This window comes from Paenibacillus sp. 01L418 (genome assembly GCF_056400045.1).
Genome location: NZ_JBFTSN010000329.1, coordinates 1 through 7178 on the forward strand (window position 1 = coordinate 1; position 7178 = coordinate 7178).

The 7178-nt window shown below is 44.3% G+C and carries 5 protein-coding genes; all 5 read left to right on the forward strand.

The window, feature by feature from the left end; translation table 11 throughout:
* The coding region (locus AC1DSE_RS26490; protein WP_477528447.1) for a helicase-related protein at positions 1 to 528 on the forward strand (528 nt) is incomplete at its 5' end.
* A gap of 19 nt (positions 529 to 547) precedes the next feature.
* Positions 548 to 3430 (forward strand): excinuclease ABC subunit UvrA, encoded by a 2883-nt coding sequence (gene uvrA, locus AC1DSE_RS26495; protein ID WP_339205325.1) that lies wholly within the window; start codon positions 548 to 550, stop codon positions 3428 to 3430.
* A 240-nt stretch (positions 3431 to 3670) separates the two neighbouring features.
* On the forward strand, positions 3671 to 4579 hold the full coding sequence (locus AC1DSE_RS26500) for a carbohydrate ABC transporter permease (RefSeq protein WP_076266160.1): 909 nt from the start codon (positions 3671 to 3673) through the stop codon (positions 4577 to 4579).
* Between the two features lie 21 nt (positions 4580 to 4600).
* A complete protein-coding gene (locus AC1DSE_RS26505) occupies positions 4601 to 5425 on the forward strand; it encodes a carbohydrate ABC transporter permease (RefSeq protein ID WP_339205323.1) in 825 nt (274 codons plus the stop codon).
* Positions 5426 to 5546: 121 nt separating this feature from the next.
* Positions 5547 to 6905 carry an ABC transporter substrate-binding protein gene (locus tag AC1DSE_RS26510; protein WP_076266158.1) on the forward strand — a complete coding sequence of 453 codons (1359 nt, stop codon included), beginning with the start codon at positions 5547 to 5549 and terminating at the stop codon, positions 6903 to 6905.
* Positions 6906 to 7178 lie beyond the last annotated feature (273 nt).

Below are 7178 nucleotides of genomic sequence, written 5' to 3' on the forward strand. Positions count from 1 at the left end.
GCCATACTGCGTGACCTAAGGCTCGGCGTTTTCCACGTGCTCATTGGAATCAACCTGCTTCGAGAGGGCCTCGATTTGCCTGAGGTATCGCTCGTTACGATTCTCGATGCGGACAAAGAAGGGTTTCTTCGCTCGGATCGCGCGCTCATTCAAACGATTGGACGTGCGGCGAGAAACAGTGAAGGGCGCGTTATCATGTACGGCGATAAGATTACCGATTCTATGGATCGCGCGATCAAAGAAACAGAGCGCCGTCGTACCATTCAGCTGGCATACAACGAGAAACACGGCGTTACGCCGCAAACGATCAAGAAAAAGGTTCACGATGTAATAGAAGCGACGAAGGTAGCCGAGCAGAAAGCCGACTACTTAACCGGTGCCGGCGTGGACAAAATGACCAAGAAAGACCGTCTGGCGCTTGTTCAAAGGCTGGAAGCGGAAATGAAAGACGCAGCAAAAAACTTGCAGTTCGAACGTGCAGCAGAACTGCGGGATGCGCTGCTTGAACTGCGTGCCGAGATGGGCTAAGAAGTAGGAGGAGAAACGATTGGCTAGCGATAAAATAGTTGTGAAGGGCGCTCGCGCCCATAATTTAAAAAACATTGACGTCACGATACCGCGCGACAAATTTGTGGTACTGACGGGGTTAAGCGGCTCCGGTAAATCTTCCCTTGCATTCGATACCATCTATGCAGAGGGACAGCGTCGTTACGTTGAATCATTATCCGCTTATGCACGCCAATTTCTTGGGCAAATGGAAAAGCCGGATGTTGATTCTATTGATGGGCTATCACCAGCTATATCTATTGATCAGAAGACGACAAGCCGCAATCCGCGTTCTACGGTCGGAACGGTTACTGAAATTTATGATTATTTGCGGCTCTTATTTGCCCGTATCGGCAAGCCGCATTGTCCAGAGCATGGGATCGAAATAACGTCGCAGACCGTTGAGCAAATGGTCGATCGGATTATGGAATACCCAGAGAAGACGAAGCTGCAAATTTTGGCTCCGCTTATTTCAGGCCGCAAAGGGGAGCATACCAAGCTGCTCGCAGACATTCAGAAGCAAGGTTTTGTACGTGTACGCGTGAATGGCGAATTGCGAGAGCTCAGCGAGAAGATTGAGCTAGAAAAAAATAAAAAGCACAGCATCGAAGTGGTTGTCGATCGTATCGTCGTGAAATCAGATATTCAAACGAGGCTTGCCGATTCAATCGAAACTGCGCTGAAAATATCTGAGGGCCGGGTGCTCGTTGATATCATCGATCAGGAGGAGCTTCTATTCAGCTCAAATCTGGCTTGTCCAGAATGCGGTTTTAGTATCGAAGAGCTGGAGCCGCGCATGTTCTCGTTCAATAGTCCTTACGGGGCATGCCCGGATTGTGATGGTTTAGGCATGAAAATGATCGTTGATCCAGATTTGCTCGTACCTGATATGAGCAAGTCGATTGCGGATGCTGCTTTCCTTGCTTGGGCGGGCAGTACGTCAAATTATTATCCGCAGTTTCTAAGTGCGGTTTGCGTGCATTATGGCATACCRCAGGATGTTCCGGTATCCGAGCTTGAGCCGGAGCAGATGAAGAAGATATTATATGGAACAGGCGGAGAGCGTGTTCGTTTCCTATATGAGAACGATTTTGGTCATCGCAAAGAGGCCTATGTTCCATTCGAAGGCATCGTTCATAACCTTGAGCGGCGTTATAGAGACACCGCATCGGATATGATGCGCGAGCATATTGAGAACTATATGAGTGCTAAGCCATGTGCAGGCTGTAAGGGACAACGTCTTCGCAAGGAAACATTAGCGGTTACGATCAACGCGCAGCACATTTCCCAAGTCACCTCCTTATCTATTGGAGATGCACAGCGGTATTTTGATTCGTTAAAACTGTCTCAGAAGGAAATAGCAATCGCAAACTTGATCTTGAAAGAGATCAACAGCCGACTAGGTTTCCTTGTAAATGTAGGATTAGAGTATTTGTCATTAAGCCGCGCAGCGGGTACACTGTCGGGCGGAGAAGCACAGCGTATTCGATTGGCAACGCAAATTGGATCAAGCCTTATGGGCGTCCTTTATATATTGGACGAGCCAAGCATTGGGCTGCACCAAAGAGATAATGATCGCTTGATTGAGACGCTTGAGCATATGCGCAACCTTGGAAATACGCTCATCGTCGTTGAGCATGACGAGGATACGATGCTGGCAGCCGATTATATTATCGACATCGGGCCTGGAGCGGGTATACACGGAGGCATGGTCATTGCAGAAGGAACGCCTGAGGAAGTGATGGCGAATGAAAACTCATTGACGGGCCAATATTTGAGTGGACGCAAGTTTATTGAAGTGCCTTCCGAGCGCCGCAAGACGAGCGACAAATGGTTAGAGGTTCGTGGCGCGAAGGAGAACAATTTAAGAAATGTAAATGTGAAGATTCCACTTGGTGTATTCTCAGCGGTAACCGGTGTTTCGGGTTCTGGGAAGTCGACCTTCGTTAATGAAATTTTGTACAAAACGTTAGCGCGTGATTTGAACAAAGCGAAGACGCGTCCTGGACAGTACAAGGAAATGCGAGGCATCGAGCATTTGGAGAAGGTCATCGATATTGACCAATCGCCAATCGGCCGAACGCCAAGATCTAATCCAGCTACGTATACCGGAGTATTTGATGATATCCGTGATTTGTATGCGAGTACGACGGAATCGAAAGTACGCGGCTACAAGAAGGGAAGATTCAGCTTCAATGTGAAGGGCGGACGCTGCGAAGCCTGTCGCGGAGATGGAATCATTAAGATTGAGATGCACTTCCTTCCTGATGTCTATGTGCCTTGTGAGATTTGCAAAGGTAAACGATATAATCGGGAGACGCTGGAAGTGAAATACAAAGGTAAAAATATTGCGGAAGTGCTGGAAATGACCATTGAGGATGGCTGCTCATTCTTTGAGAACATTCCTCGTATTCATCGGAAAGTCCAGACGCTGCTTGATGTAGGTCTTGGTTATATGAAGCTGGGTCAACCAGCTACCACATTATCAGGTGGTGAAGCGCAGCGCGTTAAGCTGGCTGCTGAGCTTTATCGTCGTTCCACGGGCAAGACGCTTTACATTTTGGATGAACCAACAACGGGCTTGCACGTGCATGACATCGACAGATTGTTGACCGTGCTTCACCGCTTGGTTGATTCAGGTGAATCCGTGCTCGTAATTGAGCATAACTTGGACGTCATTAAGACGGCGGATTATTTGATAGATCTAGGTCCAGAAGGCGGCAATGGCGGCGGTATGATTGTGGCAACAGGCACGCCGGAACAGGTTATTAAAGTTGAGCAATCGTATACGGGTAAATATTTAAAACCAATTCTTGAGCGTGATCGCGAACGTACAACAGCGCGTCATAAAGAGAATCTAAAGGTTGCTGCGGCAGCCGAATAATGAAGTGAAAAGAGGGAGCAAGCTGAGTATTCACTCAGTTTGCTCCCTCTTTTTTTTGCATATTTTCAACCTAAATAAAATGAAACAACGATTAAGAATAAACAAAAGTAATTCTGCTCAAAAAACGTGTGAACAGATAAAAAGTAAAATATGTTCCAAAATACAAAGATCTAATTCTTATGAGCCTCCCGTTTTTTTTCTAAAATGAAGCATATAAACAAAGTTTGAAGGAGGAGCTTCATGAGACAGAAAAAAACGTTAGTCCAGCTCAGTATGGGAGCAAGGGAGCAAATTGCAGGCTATTTATTCGTTGCTCCTTTAATGATCGGACTCGTTGTACTTACATTGATTCCTGTATTAGGGTCACTGCTGCTTAGCTTTACGAGTTGGAATTTTGTTGCGGGAATTGATGCAATAAAATTTGTAGGTTTTGATAATTTTGAACGGCTGTTTAATGACTCTGTTTTTATGAAAAGTTTAGTAAACAATCTCATCTTCATTATTACGGTGCCCATTACGATCGTACTGGCATTGGTGCTGTCGATCATTATTGATAAGCATGTGTACTTGAAGGATATGTTTAAAGTCGTTTACTTTTTACCGTACATTTCAAGTGTTGTGGCTGTAGCTATGGTATGGCAGGTGCTCTTCCATCCTTCGTATGGACCGGTAAACAATTTCTTAATATCGATCGGATTCGAGAATCCACCGAAGTGGCTGGCCGATATCGACTATGCGATGCCATCGTTGATGATGATTCAAATTTGGATTCTGCTCGGTTATAACATTATTATTTTCATAGCTGGCTTGCAGGGCATACCGAAAGATCTTTATGAAGCAGCTGACATTGACGGCGCGAATACATGGACTAAATTCCGTAAAATTACGGTGCCTTGCATATCGCCAACTACGTTCTTCCTGCTCGTAACTGGTATTATTGGCACTTTCAAAATTTTCGATTTGATTCAAGTGTTAACACAGGGCGGTCCCGCTAACTCAACGACCGTTATCGTATATGAATTATATGACACGGCATTTAATCAATTGAAAACAGGCTACGCATCGAGTATGGCTCTCGTACTTTTTGTCATTTGCCTAGCTATTACGGGCTTGCAAATGCTCGCACAAAAAAAATGGGTGAACTATTAATTCAGGAAGGAGGAATTGGCAATGAAAAATGTGAATGTGTCCAAAATTGTATGGACAATTATTATGGCAGCCTTCGGCATGATGTCGCTGCTCCCATTCTTGTGGATGCTGACCACCTCATTCAAACCGGAAGCTGATGTATTCAACTTTCCAATTGAATGGATTCCAACGAAGTGGCATCTGATCGAAAATTACAAACAAGTGTGGACAGGAGGGTTTCTCCGGTATTACACGAACTCCATATACATTACTTTAACGACAACCGTGATCAATGTATTCGTATGTGCACTGGCAGCGTTCGGCTTCTCAAAACTGCGTTTCCGAGGCAGAGATACGATGTTCCTTCTTGTTCTTGCCTTATATATGGTGCCTCCACAAGCTTCGTTGGTACCGCAATTTTTATTGTTTAACTGGTTGAACCTCATCGATACGCATATTGGTCTTATTCTTATTAACAGCTTTAGTATTATTGGAGCGTTTATGCTCAGACAATTTTTTATGGGCGTAAATAATGAATATATGGAATCAGCGCGCATGGATGGTGCAGGCCATTTCCGTTCCTTTTTTCAAATTGCGCTGCCGCTCATTCGTCCGGGTCTAGCGACCTACGCGATTCTGCGATTTATATGGACATGGAATGATTACCAGTATCCGCTTATCTTTTTGAAGTCTAAGGATTTATTTACGATTCAGCTGGGCATTAGGCTTTTTGGAGACCAATATGGTGATATTTATTCCCTTATGATGGCTGGCGCTGTATCAGCGATCGTTCCTTTGCTTATTATTTTTGCGATTGGTCAAAAACAGGTTATCGAAGGCATTTCTCTTGGCGGTGTAAAAGGGTAACAAAGTCAAAATAGTTTCTCTTCAGTAAAATATGGGAACTTCGAATCAGAAATGAACGTGGTAGGATTTGTTTGTAGACGTTTTCATAACTAGTCGTGTTATAAATATTAGGAGGGTTACGATGAAAAAGAGATTATCGATGATGTTATTGGGGTTAGCAGTATTCGCATCGGCTTGTTCCGGAGGCAATAATGGTGGAAATTCAAATGCTGGCGGCGCGACAAACGCGACTAATGCTCCAAAAGAGCCAGCAGCAGAGCAAGTAACACTGAAGCTAAGCACGTGGCAAACGGACGGCAAGGCGAAGTGGACGGAAGTTATTTCGGCTTTTGAAGAAAAACATCCGAATATTAAGGTAGAACTTGACCTCTTAAATGAAAAAGGTGATTCCATTGCTTCCATGCAAAAGCTGGATCTAATGGCTGCATCCAATGATCAGCTTGATATTATCGAATTGCCTTACACGAACTATTCACAGCGCGCCGATATTGGATTGCTGGAGCCTTTGGATAGCTATATCGAAAAGGATGGCTATAAATACGAAGACGAGTACCTGGTAGACACGAAGGTAAACGATAAAATTTACGCTCTGCCATCCTCCATGCAGCGTTGGTTCGTGCTTTTAAATAAAGAAATGCTCGACGAGGCTGGATTGCCCGTTCCAACGGACTGGACTTGGAAAGAGTTTATGGAATATGCGCAAAAACTAACGAAGGGCGAAGGAACAACGAAACGTTATGGAGCTTATTTGCATAACTGGCCGGATTACTTCCAATTGCAAATGATGAGCAAGCCTTCGGAAAATACATTCCTGAAAGCGGATGGCACTTCCAATGCGACGGATCCTGTGCTTAAAGCAAACTTGGAAATGATGAAAAAAATGATGTACGAAGACAAGAGCGCTAATATGTACGAGGATATTATTTCGCAAAAGCTTGCTTACCGCAACCAATATTTCAACGGTCTAGCTGCAATGCTGCCGATGGGTGACTGGATGGTAGCTGAATCCGGAGGTACGGATGCCATTCCAGCTAATTTCGTAACTGCATTCGCACCGCTTCCGAAATTGGATGGCGAAAGCAAACACTATTCTCCAGTACAACCGACTTATATGGGAGTAGCAGCGAAATCGAAAAACAAAGAAGCAGCTTATACCTTTGTAAGATGGTATACCTCTGAAGGTCTTGCTGTCAGCGGCCGTGTATTCTCCGGCTGGGCGAAGTCTGATTCCAGCAAGCTTATCGATACCATTGTGGCGGCTGCAAAAGATCCTTCAAAAATCGATGTAGAGTCATTGAAATATACGATGAGCACTACGGTTCCAGGAAATGCGCCAGTACCTGCCAAATATGCAGATGAAGCGAAAAATACAGTTATTCCAGAAGCGGAATTGTATATCTTAGGCAAACAAGACGTGGATACAACAATTGCGAACATTGATAAAAATATCGCAGAGGTTGTTAAGAATAACGGAAATTAATGACGAGTTTTATTGAAATTGATCTTTCGTATTAAAGGGCTTACAATGTTTTGGGACAGAAAGAGCATCAATTTCTGTCCCTATTCTATTCAGATATGAGGCCTGCACTTGTGTTAATTCGACAAGATTCATTACGGATGAAATTAGTTTGGTCAGCATTGATTTGTTTTGTCATACCGCTAGCTGTTATTTACCTCGTAACCAACTATTTAACGAAAGATATTATTTTGGACAAAGTGGTCATGAATGCGGAAGACTCGCTCAAGGTTGCTA